Origin of the sequence: Pseudidiomarina woesei, assembly GCF_001418345.1 — a bacterium.
Classification (GTDB): Bacteria; Pseudomonadota; Gammaproteobacteria; order Enterobacterales; family Alteromonadaceae; genus Pseudidiomarina; species Pseudidiomarina woesei.
Map to the genome: position 1 here is coordinate 424,066 of NZ_LIPW01000001.1, position 17,714 is coordinate 441,779.

Annotated in this window: 15 protein-coding genes, 7 tRNA genes and 1 pseudogene; 9 read left to right on the top strand and 14 right to left on the bottom strand. The window is 46.1% G+C overall.

The genetic code is table 11. From position 1 onward, the window contains the following. Positions 1-81 precede the first annotated feature (81 nt). The 3 genes from ASC40_RS02070 to ASC40_RS02080 are packed head-to-tail and all read left to right on the top strand — an operon-like array spanning position 82 to position 1,823. The gene (locus ASC40_RS02070) at positions 82-636 is read left to right on the top strand and encodes an inner membrane-spanning protein YciB (protein WP_055438120.1); all 555 of its coding nucleotides are present in this window, start codon (positions 82-84) and stop codon (positions 634-636) included. Beyond that, positions 636-935: a YciI family protein gene (locus ASC40_RS02075; RefSeq protein WP_055438121.1), complete on the top strand. Its 300-nt coding sequence runs from the start codon at positions 636-638 to the stop codon at positions 933-935. Before ASC40_RS02070 ends, ASC40_RS02075 begins: the two co-directional genes overlap by 1 nt. 15 nt (positions 936-950) lie before the next feature. Next, the gene (locus tag ASC40_RS02080) at positions 951-1,823 is read left to right on the top strand and encodes an alpha/beta hydrolase family protein (protein ID WP_055438122.1); all 873 of its coding nucleotides are present in this window, start codon (positions 951-953) and stop codon (positions 1,821-1,823) included. Between the two features lie 14 nt (positions 1,824-1,837). Here ASC40_RS02080 and ASC40_RS02085 read toward each other — a convergent pair whose 3' ends face one another. Further along, the gene (locus ASC40_RS02085) at positions 1,838-4,360 is read right to left on the bottom strand and encodes an ABC transporter permease (protein WP_055438123.1); all 2,523 of its coding nucleotides are present in this window, start codon (positions 4,358-4,360) and stop codon (positions 1,838-1,840) included. After that, positions 4,350-5,030, bottom strand: coding sequence for an ABC transporter ATP-binding protein (locus tag ASC40_RS02090; protein ID WP_055438124.1), 681 nt, complete (start codon positions 5,028-5,030; stop codon positions 4,350-4,352). Before ASC40_RS02090 ends, ASC40_RS02085 begins: the two co-directional genes overlap by 11 nt. A gap of 2 nt (positions 5,031-5,032) precedes the next feature. Here ASC40_RS02090 and ASC40_RS02095 point away from each other — a divergent pair, with 2 nt between their 5' ends. Next, the gene (locus ASC40_RS02095; protein ID WP_055438125.1) at positions 5,033-5,659 is read left to right on the top strand and encodes an arylesterase; all 627 of its coding nucleotides are present in this window, start codon (positions 5,033-5,035) and stop codon (positions 5,657-5,659) included. A 153-nt stretch (positions 5,660-5,812) separates the two neighbouring features. On the opposite strand, the gene ASC40_RS02100 is transcribed toward ASC40_RS02095, so the two are convergent. From ASC40_RS02100 to gltX, 6 genes are all read right to left on the bottom strand, one after another. Then, positions 5,813-5,888: transfer RNA gene (locus ASC40_RS02100), tRNA-Glu, on the bottom strand. Between the two features lie 86 nt (positions 5,889-5,974). Continuing rightward, positions 5,975-6,050: transfer RNA gene (locus ASC40_RS02105), tRNA-Glu, on the bottom strand. Positions 6,051-6,100: 50 nt separating this feature from the next. After that, positions 6,101-6,176, bottom strand: a tRNA-Ala gene (locus ASC40_RS02110). 157 nt (positions 6,177-6,333) lie between these two features. After that, positions 6,334-6,948 carry a class I SAM-dependent methyltransferase gene (locus ASC40_RS02115; protein ID WP_055438126.1) on the bottom strand — a complete coding sequence of 205 codons (615 nt, stop codon included), beginning with the start codon at positions 6,946-6,948 and terminating at the stop codon, positions 6,334-6,336. Between the two features lie 7 nt (positions 6,949-6,955). Further along, entirely contained in the window at positions 6,956-7,588 is a 633-nt protein-coding gene (can, locus tag ASC40_RS02120) for a carbonate dehydratase (protein WP_055438127.1), read from the bottom strand. A 49-nt stretch (positions 7,589-7,637) separates the two neighbouring features. Then, complete coding sequence (gene gltX, locus ASC40_RS02125; RefSeq protein ID WP_055438128.1) at positions 7,638-9,047, bottom strand: glutamate--tRNA ligase; 1,410 nt, start codon at positions 9,045-9,047, stop codon at positions 7,638-7,640. Between the two features lie 225 nt (positions 9,048-9,272). Here gltX and ASC40_RS02130 point away from each other — a divergent pair. Both ASC40_RS02130 and ASC40_RS02135 read left to right on the top strand, forming a co-directional pair. After that, positions 9,273-9,348 (top strand) — tRNA-Val (locus ASC40_RS02130). A gap of 27 nt (positions 9,349-9,375) precedes the next feature. After that, positions 9,376-9,451: transfer RNA gene (locus tag ASC40_RS02135), tRNA-Val, on the top strand. A 118-nt stretch (positions 9,452-9,569) separates the two neighbouring features. On the opposite strand, the gene ASC40_RS02140 is transcribed toward ASC40_RS02135, so the two are convergent. The 4 genes from ASC40_RS02140 to ASC40_RS02155 all read right to left on the bottom strand — a co-directional run bounded on the left by ASC40_RS02140 (position 9,570) and on the right by ASC40_RS02155 (position 13,856). Next, on the bottom strand, positions 9,570-10,040 hold the full coding sequence (locus tag ASC40_RS02140; RefSeq protein ID WP_055438129.1) for a DUF2919 family protein: 471 nt from the start codon (positions 10,038-10,040) through the stop codon (positions 9,570-9,572). 35 nt (positions 10,041-10,075) lie between these two features. Continuing rightward, entirely contained in the window at positions 10,076-10,285 is a 210-nt protein-coding gene (locus ASC40_RS02145; protein WP_055438130.1) for a DUF2061 domain-containing protein, read from the bottom strand. A 210-nt stretch (positions 10,286-10,495) separates the two neighbouring features. Next, entirely contained in the window at positions 10,496-12,517 is a 2,022-nt protein-coding gene (uvrB, locus tag ASC40_RS02150; protein ID WP_055438131.1) for an excinuclease ABC subunit UvrB, read from the bottom strand. Beyond that, positions 12,501-13,856, bottom strand: coding sequence for an MATE family efflux transporter (locus ASC40_RS02155; RefSeq protein ID WP_055438132.1), 1,356 nt, complete (start codon positions 13,854-13,856; stop codon positions 12,501-12,503). Before ASC40_RS02155 ends, uvrB begins: the two co-directional genes overlap by 17 nt. Positions 13,857-14,032: 176 nt before the next feature. Here ASC40_RS02155 and ASC40_RS02160 point away from each other — a divergent pair, with 176 nt between their 5' ends. From ASC40_RS02160 to ASC40_RS02170, 3 genes are all read left to right on the top strand, one after another. Beyond that, positions 14,033-15,223 (top strand): pyridoxal phosphate-dependent aminotransferase, encoded by a 1,191-nt coding sequence (locus ASC40_RS02160; protein WP_055438133.1) that lies wholly within the window; start codon positions 14,033-14,035, stop codon positions 15,221-15,223. A gap of 520 nt (positions 15,224-15,743) precedes the next feature. Continuing rightward, a tRNA-Asn gene (locus ASC40_RS02165) sits at positions 15,744-15,820 on the top strand. Between the two features lie 38 nt (positions 15,821-15,858). Continuing rightward, positions 15,859-15,935: transfer RNA gene (locus ASC40_RS02170), tRNA-Asn, on the top strand. Between the two features lie 224 nt (positions 15,936-16,159). On the opposite strand, the pseudogene ASC40_RS02175 reads toward ASC40_RS02170, so the two are convergent. Continuing rightward, a pseudogene (locus ASC40_RS02175) lies at positions 16,160-17,131 on the bottom strand (glycosyltransferase family protein); the annotation flags it as partial. Then, a complete protein-coding gene (locus ASC40_RS02180; protein ID WP_245622154.1) occupies positions 17,014-17,550 on the bottom strand; it encodes a phosphatase PAP2 family protein in 537 nt (178 codons plus the stop codon). The gene ASC40_RS02180 and the pseudogene ASC40_RS02175, both read right to left, overlap by 118 nt. Positions 17,551-17,714: the final 164 nt, after the last annotated feature.

The following is a 17,714-nucleotide window of genomic DNA, read 5'->3' on the forward strand; positions in this document are numbered from 1 at the left end:
AACTATAGTCTAGCCACACAATCTAGTACCGTAAGAAATTTTCTGGCACACTGCGATTTCGTTTATGTATTGGATTTCATTATGCTGATAGTACTGGAATATTTACCGATTGTTTTGTTTTTCGTGTTCTACCTGCTAGGCGATATATTTATTGCCACAGGGGTATTAATGCTCGGCACAATATTGCAAATTATCGGCATGAAATTCATGCGTGAACCAATAACAACCCGCCACTGGATTATTATGTGGGCAGTACTTATCTTCGGCAGTATTACCTTGTTCTTACGCGATGAGTGGTTTGTGAAGATCAAAGTGACCGTTATTTATATTGCCATCGCCCTATTTTTACTTATTGGCATGTGGTGGAAAAAACGCAGCCCACTGCAAAGTATGCTTGGTAGCGAAATTAATCTGCCACTGTTTGCTTGGCGACGCCTAACCTATGCTTGGGTTATTTTTGCGTTAGCTCTCGCAGTTATCAACCTTTATATAGCTGAACAAATGAGCCTCGACGCTTGGGTAAATTTCAAGGTGTTTGGCACCTTAGGCGCAACACTAATTTTTAGTGTGTTTTCTGGGGCCTATATGTTTAAACATCACACCGACCGTGAAAAAGATGCAGAGGAAATTGAATAATGTGGTTTGTTATTTGGGCTGAAGACGCACCCAACAGCTTGGCTGCACGCCGAGCAACGCGCCCGGCGCATTTAGACCGCCTAAAAGCCTTACAAACAGAAGGCCGTTTATTGGTTGCTGGACCATGCCCTGCTATTGCCGCCACCGACCCCGGTGATGCTGGCTTTACCGGCTCTATGGTGGTAGCTGAGTTTGACACTTTGGCCGACGCTCAAGCATGGGCAAATGCCGACCCGTATTTGGCTGCCGGCGTGTATCAAAAGGTTACTGTAAAACCTTACCTCAAAGTACTTCCGTAGTTACTGGCGTAAGAGATGCAACAACCCAAGCGCATTACACTCAATACGGCCCCTGAGCGTGATATTGTCGCTTACCAGTGGCAAGCTGAAACCCCACGCGCTGTGATTATCATGGCGCCCGCCATGGCAGTGCCGCAAGCCTACTACCAGCATTTCTGCAATTGGCTGGCAGCGCAAGGCTTTCACGTAATTAGCTTTGATTATTACGGTATTGGCGCATCAATTGATAAACCGCTAAGCCAGCTTAGTACCTCAATAACAGACTGGGCTACTTATGACGCTGCTGCAATAATCGACTACGCCACCAGCAACTACCCACAATTCCCATTATTGTGGTTTGCGCACAGTATTGGCGGGCAGCTATTCGGTATGATTCCTAACCACAGCGCGGTGCAGCATATGATCACCGTGGCGACGGGCACCGGCTTTTGGAAGGACACCAAGCCACAGCTTAAATATAAGTCATGGCTATTGTGGCGGGCTATTACGCCGTGGCTCATTCCACTTAGAGGTTATTTTCCTGGCCGCGCTTTAGGCATTGTGGGCAATGTACCTGCTGCAGCCATGCAGCAATGGCGGCGTTGGTGTTTACATCCCGACTATTTAGTTGGCGCCGAAAACTTATATCAGCGGTACGCTGAAGTACAAACACCCATTACGTCGCTAGCTTTTAGTGATGATGAGTTATTGACCGAGCGCAACATAACCGCCATGCACAATTTTTATAAATCAGCCGTGCAACAGAGACATCTGATTACACCAGAACAAATTGGAACGCGGCGCATTGGCCATTTTTCAGTGTTCCGGCCCAGCTATCAAGCCCATTGGCCAGAGCTTTTTCAGACACATATCGAAAAAGCCCTAGCTTCAAGTTTGTCTCGCGACTAAGGTTTATCTGGCGACTAAGAAAGCTTACGAATAAGCTGCGCGGTGTTACGACGCACCAATCGTGCACACGCTAAGCGGCCAAGAATGCCCACCACCAACGCACCAGATACCGGGCCTAGTAACCAAAAGCGCCAATGTATTGTCGCGGTCATTTCAAATACTTGCGTTTGCAAGATATAAAGCGACAACTCCATAGCCAATGTAGCAATCAAGCCACTAATAGCACCCAGTATGACAAACTCATAGGTAACACTGCGGCTTAGTAACTTCGCTGGCGCCCCAAGGGTACGAAGTATAACCAGTTCTTTCTGGCGCTCTTCCATTGACGCCTGCACTTGCGCTAATAAAACCAAAATGCCGGCAACCAACACTAAAACCAACACAAACGCAATCGCAATGCTCACTTGCTCAATAACCTCACGCAATTGCTCCATAACTGCGTCAAGATCAATTAACGAAACCTGCGGAAACGGTTTAAACAAATCATATAGTTCGTTTTTACGCTCTGGAGGTAAATTAAAGCTCGAAATAAACGTCGCCGGAAAGTCTTCTAACGTGGCCGTATTGAAAATCATGAAGAAATTCGGCTGCAATGACGCCCAATTCACTTCGCGAATACTAGTTACCGGCACCGTAAAGGTATTCCCGCCAATATTAAATTCGAGCTCATCGCCCACACTTAAATTCATACGCTCCGCAACTTCTTGCTCAATAGACACCTGTGGTTGCGGATCATCGCCCCACCATTGTCCAGCTGTCACCACATTGTTCGGCGGTAATTCATCACGCCAAGTAAGTGACAATTCACGGCCAAAGCCTTCACGCTGCTCAGCATTGTTGGTCGCTGTATCGGCTTCATCACCGCCAGCTTCTTTAGTCACTTCATCACGAACGGGTACGCCATTAACCGCAGTCATGCGTCCAGGAACCACTGGGTACATATCATTTGACACAATGCCACGTTCGTTAAGGCGTTGCTGCAAAGCTTCAACATCATTGCCAGCGACATTGATAATAAAATAATTGGGCGCATCATCGGGTAACTGGCGCTCCCAATCAGCCAATAATTCATTACGCAACGCCAACACCAGCAGCAACAACATAATAGCGGTCGCAAAACTCAACATTTGTACGCTATTGGCTTGTGCTCGGCGCTGCAACCCTGCCATAGCTAAGCGCCAGGCACTTCCAGCTTGCATACCCGCTTGACGGCTAGCGCGAATAAACAAGCGCCCAATCGTCAATAACAAAACCGCCGCCACTGCACCGCCAACAAACAATGCTGTAGATAACAACCATTGTTGGCTATAAATCAGTAGCAAGGCATAAATAGTGCCGGCAGAGGCAACCCAATGCAGCCAACGTAGCTTATCAGTTCCAACTAACTGGCGGTTTAACACTCGCAAAGGCGGAATACCAATCAAGCGCAGCAACGGGTAAAGGGTAAACATAACGGCGCTCACTAAGCCTGTTGCCGAAGCGAGTAAGTAAGGTTGCCAGCCTGCAGCAGGCAAGCTAGCGCCTAATTGATCTGCCACCACCTCAATTACTTGAGCTTGAATAAACCAACCTAGAGCAAGGCCAGCCGAAATGCTAATTAGCGTAAGCAGCAACAAATGCAAAATAAAAATTTTCTGAATTTGTGCTTTTTCAGCACCGAGCGTTTTAAAAATCGCCACAACGTCATAGTTTCGCTGGCAATAGCGCTGTGCAGCAACGGCCACTGCTGTAGCCGCTAACACCACACCGAGTAAGCTTGCTAGCAGCATGAAACGCTCGGCACGTTGCAAGCTACGCGATAACGGGCTATCACCGTCTTCAATGCTACGCCAATTGTGAGTATCTTCGTTAAGCTGCGGCGTCAACCATTCTTCATAGGCATCAAGCTCACTCGGTTCGCCGGCAAAAAGCACGTTATATCGCACTCGCGAGCCAGGTTGAATCAACCCTGTTTGCTCCAGCTCGTCATAGCGAATCAGCACATTGGGGCTGTCGGTGAACACCGAAAAACCAACGTCAGGTTCATAAGTAAGTACCCGGCTTACCGTAAACTGGCTGTTACCAATTTCTAAGCTATCACCGACTACCAGACTGAGCTCTTGGAATAACGCTGAGGCAACCCAAGCTTCCCCAGTATTAGGTAACCCAGTAGCGGTTTCTTCCGCGCCAAAAGGTTCGCTTGCGGTTCGCAGCTCACCTCGCAAGGGATACCCATCGCCTACCGCTTTCACATCGACCAAGGCTAACTCGCCGTCGGCAAATGCCATACTGTTAAATACCACGCGCTCAGCCGTTTTTATTCCTCGCGTCTGCGCTTCGGAGATCCAGTTTTCATTAATGGTGCGGCGCGAACTCAAAACACGATCAGCAGCTAAAAATTCGGCGCTTCGCTCTAACAAACCAGACTGCAGCCGCTCAGTAAATAAAGACAGCGACAATACCGCTGTAACTGAAAGCACAATGGCTGCCGCCATAATGGTCAGCTCACCGCGTTTTAATTCGTGACGTAATAAACGCCATGAAATTTTATGCCACATCGCGAGCCACCTCGGTTAGCTGCCCCGAGTCCATGCGCAATACCCGCTGACAGCGTTCGGCAAGCTCTGCGTCATGAGTCACCATCACTAAAGTGGTGCCCGACTCTTGGTTCATTTGAAACAGCAAGTCTTCTACTTTATGGCCCGTGGTCGAGTCCAAGTTACCCGTCGGTTCATCGGCGAATAATATTTTTGGCGTCCCAATAAAAGCACGAGCAATTGCGACTCGTTGCTGCTCGCCACCCGACAATTGATTTGGGTAATGGCTTAAGCGCTCGCCCAAACCAACTTTACTTAGCAACTCACGCGCTTGCTGCTCCGCATTTTTATGGCCAGCAAGCTCGGCAGGCAACATAACGTTTTCTAAAGCGGTTAAACTTGGGATCAATAAAAACGATTGAAAAATAAAACCGATTTTATCAGCACGCAATTTTGCGCGTTGCTCTTCATCCAAATCGCTCAACTTTACGTTATCTATAAGAACATCACCGCTACTTGCGATGTCTAAACCAGCAAGTAATGATAATAATGTGGATTTGCCCGACCCTGAGGCACCAACAATTGCAACCGTTTCACCGGCATTTATTGCCAAGTCAATTGGTTGTAGAATGTGTAACGTACCGTCTTGAGTGGTCACTTCTTTTTCTAATTGAGTGGTTTGTATAAGCATTTATGAAAAACTTCCTAGCTAAATTGTTTGTAATCGTCGCACTGTTTGTTGTTATACGTCCAGTTTCGGCAAATGTCTCACTTGTTGTTTTAGGTGACAGCCTTAGCGCAGGTTATGGCATGGCACAAAGCGAGTCATGGGTTGGCGTTTTACAGCAACGCTGGGCCGAAAAATATCCTGACATTACCCTAATTAATGCCAGCATTAGCGGCGACACCACCCAAGGCGCCTTAAATCGGTTAACTGGCGTTATCGAGCGTCATCAACCCGATGCTGTTTTTGTTGAATTAGGGGGAAATGACGGATTACGCGGCTTTAACCCAGCTACTATCGCAAACAATTTGGAACAAATCATCACCCAATTGCAACAACAAAACGCTAAAGTTGCGTTAAGCCAGGTGAGAATTCCGCCGAATTACGGCCCACGCTACAACGACATGTTCTCGTCACTGTTTTCGCAAGTGGCCGAAAAGAAGGAAGTGCCATTAATTCCATTCTTCATGGAGCAAATAATTGTTGATGAGAACTTAATGCAAGGCGATGGTATTCATCCCAATCGTGAGGCGCAGCCGTTAATTGCCGACATCATGGAACCCCACCTGCTGGAACTAGTGCAAAAACGATATTAGCTATCAGATATTGGATATCGGATATTGGATATCGGATATTGGATATTGGATATTGGATATTGGATATTGGATATTGGATATCAGAAAAAGCAGTGTTGGATTTAGCTAATATCTAATATCCAATAGCTGATATCGCATTTGCTCTTAAAGAAATGGCGTCCCCTAGGGGATTCGAACCCCTGTTACCGCCGTGAAAGGGCGGTGTCCTAGGCCTCTAGACGAAGGGGACAAGGACTGGCAAATCTTGATTGGCTCTTAAAATCTTTCGCTAATATCCAATATCTAATTGCTAATATCGCTTTTGCTTTTAAGAAGTGGCGTCCCCTAGGGGATTCGAACCCCTGTTACCGCCGTGAAAGGGCGGTGTCCTAGGCCTCTAGACGAAGGGGACGCACCAGAACAAATCACTATCAGTTTATTCACTACTGTTGTTGCAGCTTTTGGTGGAGCTAAGCGGGATCGAACCGCTGACCTCCTGCGTGCAAGGCAGGCGCTCTCCCAGCTGAGCTATAGCCCCACAAACTTCAAAAGCCGTGTGCTACATCAGTACCCTGACAGCGGTGCGAATTCTAGGGTAATTGGCGCACCACCGTCAACCTTTTTTTCGGTAAAATGAATTGTTTGCCGAAATTTACGCCAGTTCGCTTAATTGACACACAATAACCTTGGCTAAATTAGACTCTGCGCAATACACAATAGATAAATTTCTGTTCACTACCTTGCGGCGTTTGGTGAGTTTCACGTTCTGCATGAACAAGCTCAAAGTCAGCACCGAACGTCGCTGCTAGCTTTTCCACAGAGTAACGTTGCACGGGTAAACCACTACAACGCTCGGGTCCATCCTCAGCAAATGTCGCGATAACCACATAACCGCCAACTTGCAAAGCCCCACGAACCTGTTGAATATAGGCCTGTTGCTGCGCGGTTTCGGTGAAAAAATGAAATACAGCGCGATCATGCCAGATCAAATACCGCTGATGCGGCAAGTTACAGTCGAGCACATTCCCTACTCGCCAATCTATAGCTGCAGAAATCTCAGCGCCTAGCCGCTGCCTCGTCGTTTCCAGAGCTGCCGCAGCAATATCTAAAACAGTTAATTCACGGAACCCTTCGTGCCAAAGCTCGTCAACTAATTTTGAAGCTCCACTGCCCACATCAATAATAGCCGCGTCATGACCCATTCCCGTTGCTTCAATCAACCGAATAGAACTCTCGGAACGCAATTGAAACCAGCTGACTTGGTCAGTTGATTTGGTTTGATATACATTGTTCCAGTGTTCTTTTTGCATCGCTCAACTATTCGTCAAAGTGATAAATACGTTCCAATGAAGCACGATCGCGTACCGTAACTTCCATATCACGCACTAAACCGTCTTCAATACTATAAACCCATCCATGAATAGCTAATGGCTGACCACGATCCCATGCTTGTTGAATAATGGTCGTTTTGGCCAAGTTGCGCACTTGTTCAATAACGTTTAACTCGCACAGCCTATTAATACGGTCACTTTCACTAGCAATAGCTTCTAATTCTTTATGGTGTTCACGATAAATATCTTTGATCGGAAATAACCAATGATCAACTAACCCATGGCTGCAACTTTCTGTGGCCGCCCGCACACCACCGCATCCGTAGTGACCTACCACTAATATGTGTTTCACTTTTAACGCTTCAACGGCGTACTGCACAACCGACAAACAATTGAAGTCGGTTTGAATGACTTGGTTCGCAACATTTCTGTGAACAAATAATTCGCCTGGGGCCATTCCAACAACTTGGTTAGCTGGTACTCGGCTATCTGAGCAACCAATCCATAAGTATTCTGGCGTTTGCTGTGCAACCAAATTATTAAAAAAATCAGGGTCTTGCTCTTGCATGCGCTTTGCCCATGCTTCGTTATTGGCAATTAACTGACGTATTTTCGGCATATCGTTTATAACTCCTGTAAAAAAGGCGCCTGAACGGCGCCTTTTTTAATTACTGTGCTTGTTCGCGTTCAATGATAAACGAAATTGCACGAGCAATACGTCCTACCACTTGCTCTTGTGGAATTAACTCGAGCGTTACGTCTAACGAAGGCGAATTTCCTGAACCAGTAACAGCCACCCGTAATGGCATACCTACCTTACCCATGCCTACACCCAAGTCTTCTGCCGTTTGATGTATTGCAGCTTGAATGCTTTCGGCATTCCAATTCGTTACACTGGCTAAGCGATCTTGTACCGCTTCCAAAGCTTCACGGGCTACTGGACGCAAATGTTTTTTCGCCGCGTCGGCATCAAACTCTTCGTACTCCTCGTAAAAATAACGGCTTTGCGCCGCCATTTCTTTCAAGGTTTTCACACGGTCTGCCATAAGCGGAATTAGAATTTCCAACGCGGGGCCTTTGCTAACATCTATCGCTTGGTCCGTGAAGTGCCATTGTAGATATGGCACCACTTGCTCAACCGGCAGATTTTTCATGTAATGCTGATTCAACCAATTAAGTTTTTCAGTATTGAACGCCGAAGCCGCTTTGTTAACGTCATCTAAGCTGAACAGCTTAATCATTTCATCAACACTGAAAATCTCTTGGTCGCCATGTGACCAACCTAAACGCACCAGATAATTAAGCACGGCCGCCGGCAAATAGCCGTCGTCACGATATTGCATCACGCTGACAGCGCCATGACGTTTTGACAGCTTTTTCCCGTCGTCGCCTAAAATCATTGAAACGTGCGCGTATTCAGGTACCGGAGCACCCAATGCTTGCAGAATATTAATTTGGCGCGGTGTATTGTTAATATGGTCTTCACCACGCACTACATGGGTAATGTTCATTTCCCAGTCATCAATAACCACACAGAAGTTGTATGTCGGTGTGCCATCACTACGCGCAATAATGAGGTCATCCAACTCAGTGTTGGCGAATTCAATATGACCACGAATGTGATCGTCGAATTTCACACTTCCCTCTTGTGGGTTGCGAAAGCGCACCACGAATTTATCGCCCGACACATTTGGGTTATCCCGGCAATGACCGTCGTAACGAGGTTTTTCGCCGTTTGCCATTTGCTCGTCGCGCATTTTTTCCAGCCGCTCTGTAGAACAGTAGCACTTGTAGGCTTTGTTTTCGTCAAGCAGCTTATCAATATAGTGGTTATAACGATCAAAACGCTTGGTTTGATAATAAGGGCCTTCGTCCCAGTTCAAGCCCAACCATTCCATACCCTCTAAAATGGCATCAATAGCGGGTTGGGTTGAACGTTCGCGGTCTGTGTCTTCTATACGCAATACAAATTTGCCGCCAGCTGCTTTAGCAACTAACCAAGAATAAAGAGCTGTACGTGCGCCGCCAACATGAAGGTATCCAGTGGGGCTTGGGGCAAATCGAGTGACAACAGTCATAGTTCTTGCTTTCTCCGCATTATTCGGGTTATTTTGATGGCTATTCTAGCAAGAAGCTGCGGCGTACGCATTAGGCAGAGCACGAGAATATTTGGTTTTTAGTAGGCATATCGTTGAATTTTACGGCGAAACGGTGAAAAACCAAGCAGTCGAACAAAACAAGTGATATTTCCTGTTGACAGTATCGTGAAGCTCCCTATAATACGCCCCGCAACGCAGAGAAAAGGATGGTTAGCTCAGCTGGGAGAGCACCGCCCTTACAAGGCGGGGGTCACTGGTTCGAACCCAGTACCATCCACCAATTCTTCATTTTCTCTGTCTCCCTGATGGATGGTTAGCTCAGCTGGGAGAGCACCGCCCTTACAAGGCGGGGGTCACTGGTTCGAACCCAGTACCATCCACCACTTCTTTGAAATTCAAATACGATGAAATTCAAATACGATATTAGCTATTAGATATTAGATATTAGATCTGATGTTTCCCGCAGCATCTAATATCCAATATCCAATATCGCTTTTGCTCTTAATCTTGCCTTAGCAAAGCAATGAAGCGACGCAAATGGCGCGAAAACAACAGCATCCAGCCAACCATTAACCAACCAAACAACAGCATCGCCTTCACAAACGAAAACGTTGGCCACAATTGACTAATCAAACTAAGCAGTAACACGCCATCAACCATCCAACTAAACCATAGCAGCAGCGGTACTACTTTAAAGCTAGTACTAACCCAAGGTACTATTTCTGTTTTTACTTGCGTTATTAGCACGAAAACCACCAGTGCGGGGGCGCCGGCTAACAGCGCTAACCCAAATTGTTCAGTTGTGGTGTAAAAAAATTTAAGTAGACGGGCTCTGTCTTCTGCAAAGGTGAGAGAAATGATCCACGCAAGATAGCCGCGGGTAAAAAACAGCAGCATAAACAATAAACTTAGCGGTGTTTTTAACGCGCCATCTAAAGTTACATATCGTTCATCACCTGGTTGCAGTTGCACGCTCTTTTCCGTTTAGCCTTATAAAAAATAATGCGTTATGCTACGTGCACCGAATCCATTTGTCGACTTTGTTCACGGGCTTTTCGCGCTGCCCAAAACTTTTCGTGAAAATAATATGCAACGGTATTTACCACCGGCTCAATAAGAGCTACCGCACCACCAAGTACGACATCACCAGTCATTAACCAAACTAAGGTGAAAGCGACTGATACGTGCATTACGCCAAATGAAACTGTTTTTGCCATAATTCTATCCCCCTTTAGCCACTTGGGCTTTTGATTAATAGATAATAGCAATTACATAATAAATATCTAATTGGAAAAACAGATGAGTTCAAGAGCGATATTAGATATTAAGAACAAGAGCGATATTAGATATTAGCTATTGAATATTAGATAAAGCCTAAAACATCAGATCTAATATCTAATATCCAATAGCTAATATCGCCTTTGCCGTTAAAGACGTTTCAGTTGTTCACGCAATTGGCCCAGTTCGTCACGAAGCGCAGCAGCTTTTTCAAATTCGAGATCTTTGGCAGCTTGGTACATTTGCTTTTCGGTGGTTTCAATCTTCTGTACCAAGGCTTTAGGATCAAACAGCGCCGGATCGTAGGCCAATTCTTTCTCGGCGACTTCACGTTGTTTTTCACGACGTGGCGCGCGCATGCTGCCGCCACCAAGATCCATCACATCCGTAATACGCTTATTCAAGCCTTTTGGTGTAATGCCATGTTCTTCGTTGTAGGCTATTTGCTTGGCTCGGCGACGATCAGTCTCATCAATAGCGCGTTGCATAGAGCCGGTAATACGATCAGCGTACAAAATGGCTCGGCCATTCAGGTTACGAGCAGCGCGGCCAATAGTCTGAATCAATGATCGGTCAGAGCGCAAGAAGCCCTCTTTGTCGGCATCAAGTATGGCGACTAGCGACACTTCTGGCATGTCCAAGCCTTCACGAAGCAAGTTAATTCCCACGAGCACATCAAATTCACCCAAGCGTAAATCACGAATAATTTCCATTCGTTCAACGGTGTCGATATCAGAATGCAAATAACGTACGCGAATGCCGTGCTCGTCTAAATAATCGGATAAGTCTTCGGCCATTTTTTTGGTTAAAGTGGTCGCCAAAACCCGTTCGTTGCGTTCAACTCGCAAGCGAACTTCAGACATTAAATCATCAACTTGTGTAGCTACTGGACGTATTTCAATTTCAGGATCAATTAACCCTGTTGGGCGCACCACTTGCTCGACAATTTCACCGGCTGATTTTTCAATTTCGTATTTGCCAGGCGTAGCCGACACATAAATAGTTTGTGGGGCAATGGCTTCAAACTCATCAAACTTTAACGGCCGATTATCAAGCGCCGATGGCAAACGAAATCCATAGTTCACTAAGTTTTCTTTGCGCGAGCGATCACCTTTGTACATGGCACCGACTTGCGACACAGTTACGTGCGACTCGTCTATAATTAACAACGCGTCATCTGGCAAATAATCAAGCAATGTTGGTGGCGGTTCGCCTGGTGCGCGGCCGGATAAATAGCGCGAATAGTTTTCAATGCCCGAGCAATAACCAAGTTCAAGCATCATTTCAATATCGAACTGGGTGCGTTGGCTTAAGCGTTGTTCTTCAACCAATTTATTATTGTCTAATAATTGCTGTTTGCGTTCTTTTAGCTCTTCTTTGATCTGGTCAATGGCTTTTAAAATAGTTTCACGCGGCGTCACGTAGTGGGTTTTCGGGTAAATGGTTGCGCGCGCAACATCAGCCTCAGTCACCTGCCCTGTTAACGGCTCGAACAAACTGATGCGATCAATTTCTTCATCGAACAATTCCACGCGCACCGCTAATTGCTCAGATTCCGCCGGAAAAATATCAATTACTTCGCCACGAACACGGTAAGTACCGCGTTCAAATGCTGCGTCATTACGTTTGTATTGTAATTGTGCCAAACGTCGCAAAATGTCACGTTGATCAATAATGTCACCACGGCGCAAGTGCAGCATCATTTTCATATATGACTCTGGGTCACCCAAACCGTAAATACATGACACCGACGCTACAAGCACAACATCTCGGCGTTCCATTAAGGCTTTTGTTGCCGACAAACGCATTTGTTCAATGTGGTCGTTAATTGAAGCGTCTTTCTCAATGAAGGTATCGGTAGTCGGCACGTACGCTTCTGGTTGATAGTAGTCATAGTACGACACGAAATATTCCACGGCATTGTTTGGAAAAAACTCTTTCATTTCTCCATACAACTGCGCGGCTAGGGTTTTGTTATGCGCAAGAATTAACGTCGGCCGTTGAATTTTCTCAATCACATTAGCCATGGTAAAGGTTTTACCTGAACCGGTAACCCCCAATAAGGTTTGATGCGCAAGGCCAGCGTCTAAGTTATCAACCAGCTTCTCGATGGCAGCGGGTTGATCACCAGCTGGTTGATAGTCAGATTTGAGTTCAAATGAACGACTCATCAAGCCCCCTTGTTTCACGTTGAAACCACAGCCACGCGATACCACCCGTGATTACATTGGCGATAACACCACCGGCAAATAAGCCTGGAATATCGTATAGCAATGCACCAAGCCAACTTAGCGGTACAAACATGACAAACAAGCGAATAATACTTAAACCTAAAGCGCTCATAGGCTTGTGCAATGCGTTGAAGCTTGAATTGGTGAGAATAATCACGCCCTGAACGCCATAGCCAAGCGGCATAATATAAATAAATAACTGAATAAGTCGTGCTACTTCAGGGTCATCAGTAAATGCAGCGGCAACCCACGGCGCCAAAGCTACTAACACGCCATAAATAATTAATTGCACAATCAGCACACTGCGAATCGCAACTTTATATGCTGCATTTACGCGATCATAAGCATGTGCGCCAAAGTTTTGGCTAATCAACGGTGGTAGCGACATCGATAACGCCAAAATAATTACGCTCGCTAGCGACTCTAATCGCGAGCCTACGCCAAATGCCGCTACGGCCGGTGCACCATAAGCTGCGATGATCGCAGTTAAAACAGCCATAGCCAATGGCGTCAACATGTTGGCACCAGCAGCGGGTATACCAATAGATAGAATTTGGCGCGCGGAGTGCAGCCAGCTTGCGTCTTTAGGCACCAATAAAGTCAGTAATTGCTTATAGTTTAAGTACCACAACACTAATAGCGTACCGATAATCCAAGAAATGAGGCTAGCTAATGCCGCGCCCTGTACGCCCATTGCCGGAATAGGCCCTAAGCCAAAAATCAAAATGGGATCAAAAATAGCATTTAATAAGCCACCCGAGGCCATGATCAACGACGGCGTACGCGTATCGCCAGAGGCTCGGAGTACGGCGTTGCCCACCATGGGGGTAACCAATAATACCGCCCCCAAAAACCAAATAGTCATATAGTCGTGAATATAGGGCAACAGGCGTGTTTGAGCGCGAAGTAACGCAAATATAGTGTCCATACTTAGGTAACCTATTACCGACAACACCATAACCAATAACGCCGAAACACTTAATGCCACAGTGCCGTCAAAACGAGCGTGTTCTTCTCGCCCCGATCCGCGTTTACGGGCTATAACAGCAGAAGTACCTATACCAAGACCAATAGCTAAGCTAACCACAGTAAATGTAACCGGGAAGGTAAAACTCACTGCGGCAAGTGGGTCTGTGCCAAGCATGCCGACAAAAAAAGTGTCCACTACATTAAAACTAATGAGCGTAAGCACGCCAATAACAACCGGCCACGTCATTCGCCACAACGTGGGTTGTATGGGATCATGCAGAAGAGATTTTGCCGCTACAGCTTGGCTCATGAGGTTCCTAATTCGCGCAAAACAAGAAGCGATAGTGTAACGAATTTTGCACCATTTCGCTATTCAATACGGTGTCGCTCCCTCAACGATCACGCAAGTCGATTAATAGACAAAAACCGCTGAAAAATATATAGTGTGGCTAACTTTTTAACCCCTTCTACGTTTAGGATCACGCTGTGAAATATCAATTGTCAGATCGTGTTAATGCTATTCAACCTTCCCCTACTTTAGCGGTTTCGCAAAAAGCGGCCGAGCTTAAGGCCGCAGGGCATGACGTTATTGGATTAGGTGTCGGCGAACCTGATTTTGATACGCCCGAGTTTGTCAAAGTAGCTGCCAAAGCAGCCATTGATGCGGGCCATACAAAATATACAGCGGTTGACGGAATCCCTCAGTTAAAGCAAGCGGTTATTAACAAATTTAAGCGCGATAACGGTTTAGATTATGAACTTAGCGAAATATTAATTTCGGCCGGCGGCAAACACAGTATTTTTAATTTGCTTAGTGCTTGGTTAAACCCTGGCGACGAAGTACTTATTCCTGCGCCGTACTGGGTTTCTTACCCAGATATGTCACTTTTAGTGGGTGCGGTACCAAAATTTATTGAGGCAGGTATAGAGCAGCGCTACAAAATAACGGCGTCTCAACTTGACCAAGCTATTACCGATAAAACTCGGTTGCTGTTCTTAAATAGTCCGTCAAATCCAACCGGTACTGCCTATACCAAAGCAGAACTTGAAGCCCTAGCTGATGTACTACGCAAACATCCGCAAGTTTTAATTGCCACTGACGACATGTATGAACATATTTTGTGGAGCGACGAGAGCTTCCACAATATTGCAATGGTAGCCCCAGACCTAAAAGACCGCATTGTGGTTTTGTCGGGTGTATCAAAAGCCTATGCTATGACAGGTTGGCGTATTGGTTATGCAGCAGGGCCAAAGCCTCTGATTGCAGCCATGAAAAAAATTCAATCCCAAAGCACTTCAAACCCCGCCAGTATTAGCCAATATGCTGCGCTTGCAGCGTTAGAAGGCGATCAAAGTATCATGACCACCATGGTGAATGCTTTTAAAGAGCGCCATGATTACTTAGTTGACGCATTAAACAAAATTCCGGGCATGAAATGTATTGCCGGTGACGGCACCTTCTATACCTTTGCAAATATAGACAGCTTGATTAATGCCAAAGGCGCAAGCTCCGATGTCGAGCTATGCGAAATGCTACTCAATGAAGCAAAAGTAGCACTAGTTCCTGGTTCAGCATTTGGCGCACCTGGCCATTGCCGTTTTTCTTTTGCGTGTAGCCTAGATACATTGAAAGAGGCTGTTCGTAGAATTTCTGAGTTTGCTAGCAAGGAAAACTAGACGACTAATTTCATATCTGTCACAAATATTTAATCATCAAGAATTTAGGGGCTCGCGAGCCCCTTTTTCGTGCGTTAATTGTGTACAACTCAGGCAAAAAATACACAACAGTTGATGCAAAATGCGACGAACGACATGTTCTTGATCAAGGTATCTTCTCTGATTCTAGATTTATTTTAACTAACTGATTTAATTGAAAATAAAAATTAACAGTTAATTTTTAAGCAATCGCTAAATCGCTCCGAATCGCCCATGATTCATGATAACTCACACAGTTTCCCACAAGGTTATCCACAGATTTAGTGGATAAGATCGTCTAGGCTTTTAACGGCGCGCGATCGCGCTGCATGTGGATAACCGTGAGTAGTCACTGTTATATCATTTATCATAATTGATTTATGTTTCAAAACTTGACTTTGATTTTTTCTAACGGTTTGCACACAAAACAAGCAAACAGTACTTTTAAGTATTGACAGGCGTCGCAACCGCCATTAACATTCGCACCCGTTGTCAGATGTGTTCCCCAGTAGCTCAGTTGGTTAGAGCGGTGGACTGTTAATCCATGTGTCGTTGGTTCGAATCCAACCTGGGGAGCCAAGACATCTAACAACACCTCCTATATACTATTGAAGTATTCCCCAGTAGCTCAGTTGGTTAGAGCGGTGGACTGTTAATCCATGTGTCGTTGGTTCGAATCCAACCTGGGGAGCCACTTCCAAACTCGTTTGAATCATCCCATAAATGCTCTTGTTGCCACTCCATGTGACTCCACTCCATTTGCGACCAGAGATCTGAACTTAATTGATACACCGGCGCTTTAGCCCCATTCGCCAGCCAACGCGCGACCGCGTCTGCGACATTTGGCCACTGGCACTGAAGTGCAGTTACTGACGCCAAGAACTGTCCTAATACCTCGCTATCCAGCTTTTTCATGACCATAGCTAATCGCGCTTGTTGTAAGCAATTTGCATTAGCGAGCTGCTCAAACTGCCCCACTAAGGGTTTCACCAACAGTTTTTTCCCCAACGCCAATGCTTCACTGGCAGTTTCGAAACCTGCGTTGCTAATAATACCCTCAGCCTGAGCCATTGCTTCGGCAAAACCAACTCGCGAAGGAGCGCTATATCGAATATGCCCAATTTGCTGTTCCTCGGCTGCTGGATGAAATACATGAAACTGAACCTGAGGAAAGCAACTTAGTAAGCCATGAATGGCGCCTAACCCCTCAAACGGCAGATAAACTAGGTAATTTCCTTCTATCACGCGTTGACGATCGCCCCGATGATGAATAATTGGCGGTAGCACATGTGACGCATCATCAAGCCAATGCATACCAACCACTGTTTTAGCTGGCGCAAACCAGCGCAATAACTGCCGTTGTAGTGCTGAAATAGGTAAGCTTGGCGTTTCTTTATAAAATGCATATTGACGCCCTAAGCCAATAACGGGTTTGCCTTGCAAACGCCCCGCCCAGGCAGTAATAGGCTCGTAGTCACTAACAATCAAGTCATAATCGTTTAACTTTAGCTGGCGTGCGTCACGCCAAAACTGCTGCCAATTATTTCGTGCTAAGGTTGCTCGTACATTCACCTGCCCATGTTGCACCACAAATGACAAGCCTTCGCGCCATTGCCATTTACCGAACACTTCCATATCAAACAGTTGCTCTTTCGGGCGGCCCGACACCAAATAATCAACCTGCACCTGTGGGTACTTGCCCAAGGCCTCTGCCAAAGCAGCGCATCGACTTAAATGACCATTCCCGGTGCCTTGAATGCCTACTAGAATTTTCATACAACCCCCAATGCTAGCCATGCTAGTGCTGAACCTAAAAAGGCGCCCGCTGCGATATCTCCGGGATAATGCACGCCAAGTAATACACGCGAAAAGCCCACCGCTACTGCCCATACATAAAACAAGCTAAACCACGTCGGAAAATACGTACTCATAATGCCAGCGAATAAAAATGCGGCCGTAGTGTGGCCCGAAGGAAAGCTAAACTGGTCATGCGCCATAATAACGGCATGAAATGATGGAAATCTTTGGTAGGGTCGTTGCCGTTTGAGTAACCTTTTCAGCAAGGTAAATAACGGAATTTCAACTGTAAATGCCACAACTAACGTGGTAATGAGCGGCACACTTTCGGTGCCATGAAGACTAGCGAGCAAGCAGGCAATAATGGCATAGCTATAACCATCGCCCGACCGCGAAACCCACCGCGTTACCTTGTGACCACACCAACGTCTCGCGCGGCCATTAAGCCAATGAAAACTGCGTTGATCAAACTGGCTTAATCGTCCAACCCAACGGGTCATAAAAGCTGTCATACGTTCACGCCTCTTGTGGCTTGCCGTGCCTGACTTGAACGAAATTTAGCCAATGCGAGTAACAGCTCAGTGACAGATTTGTGAACCTTTCATGACAATGTGCCAGAAAATATCCAACAAATATGAATAACACTACAGTCTATCGGTTGTTTCAAAGCGCTAAA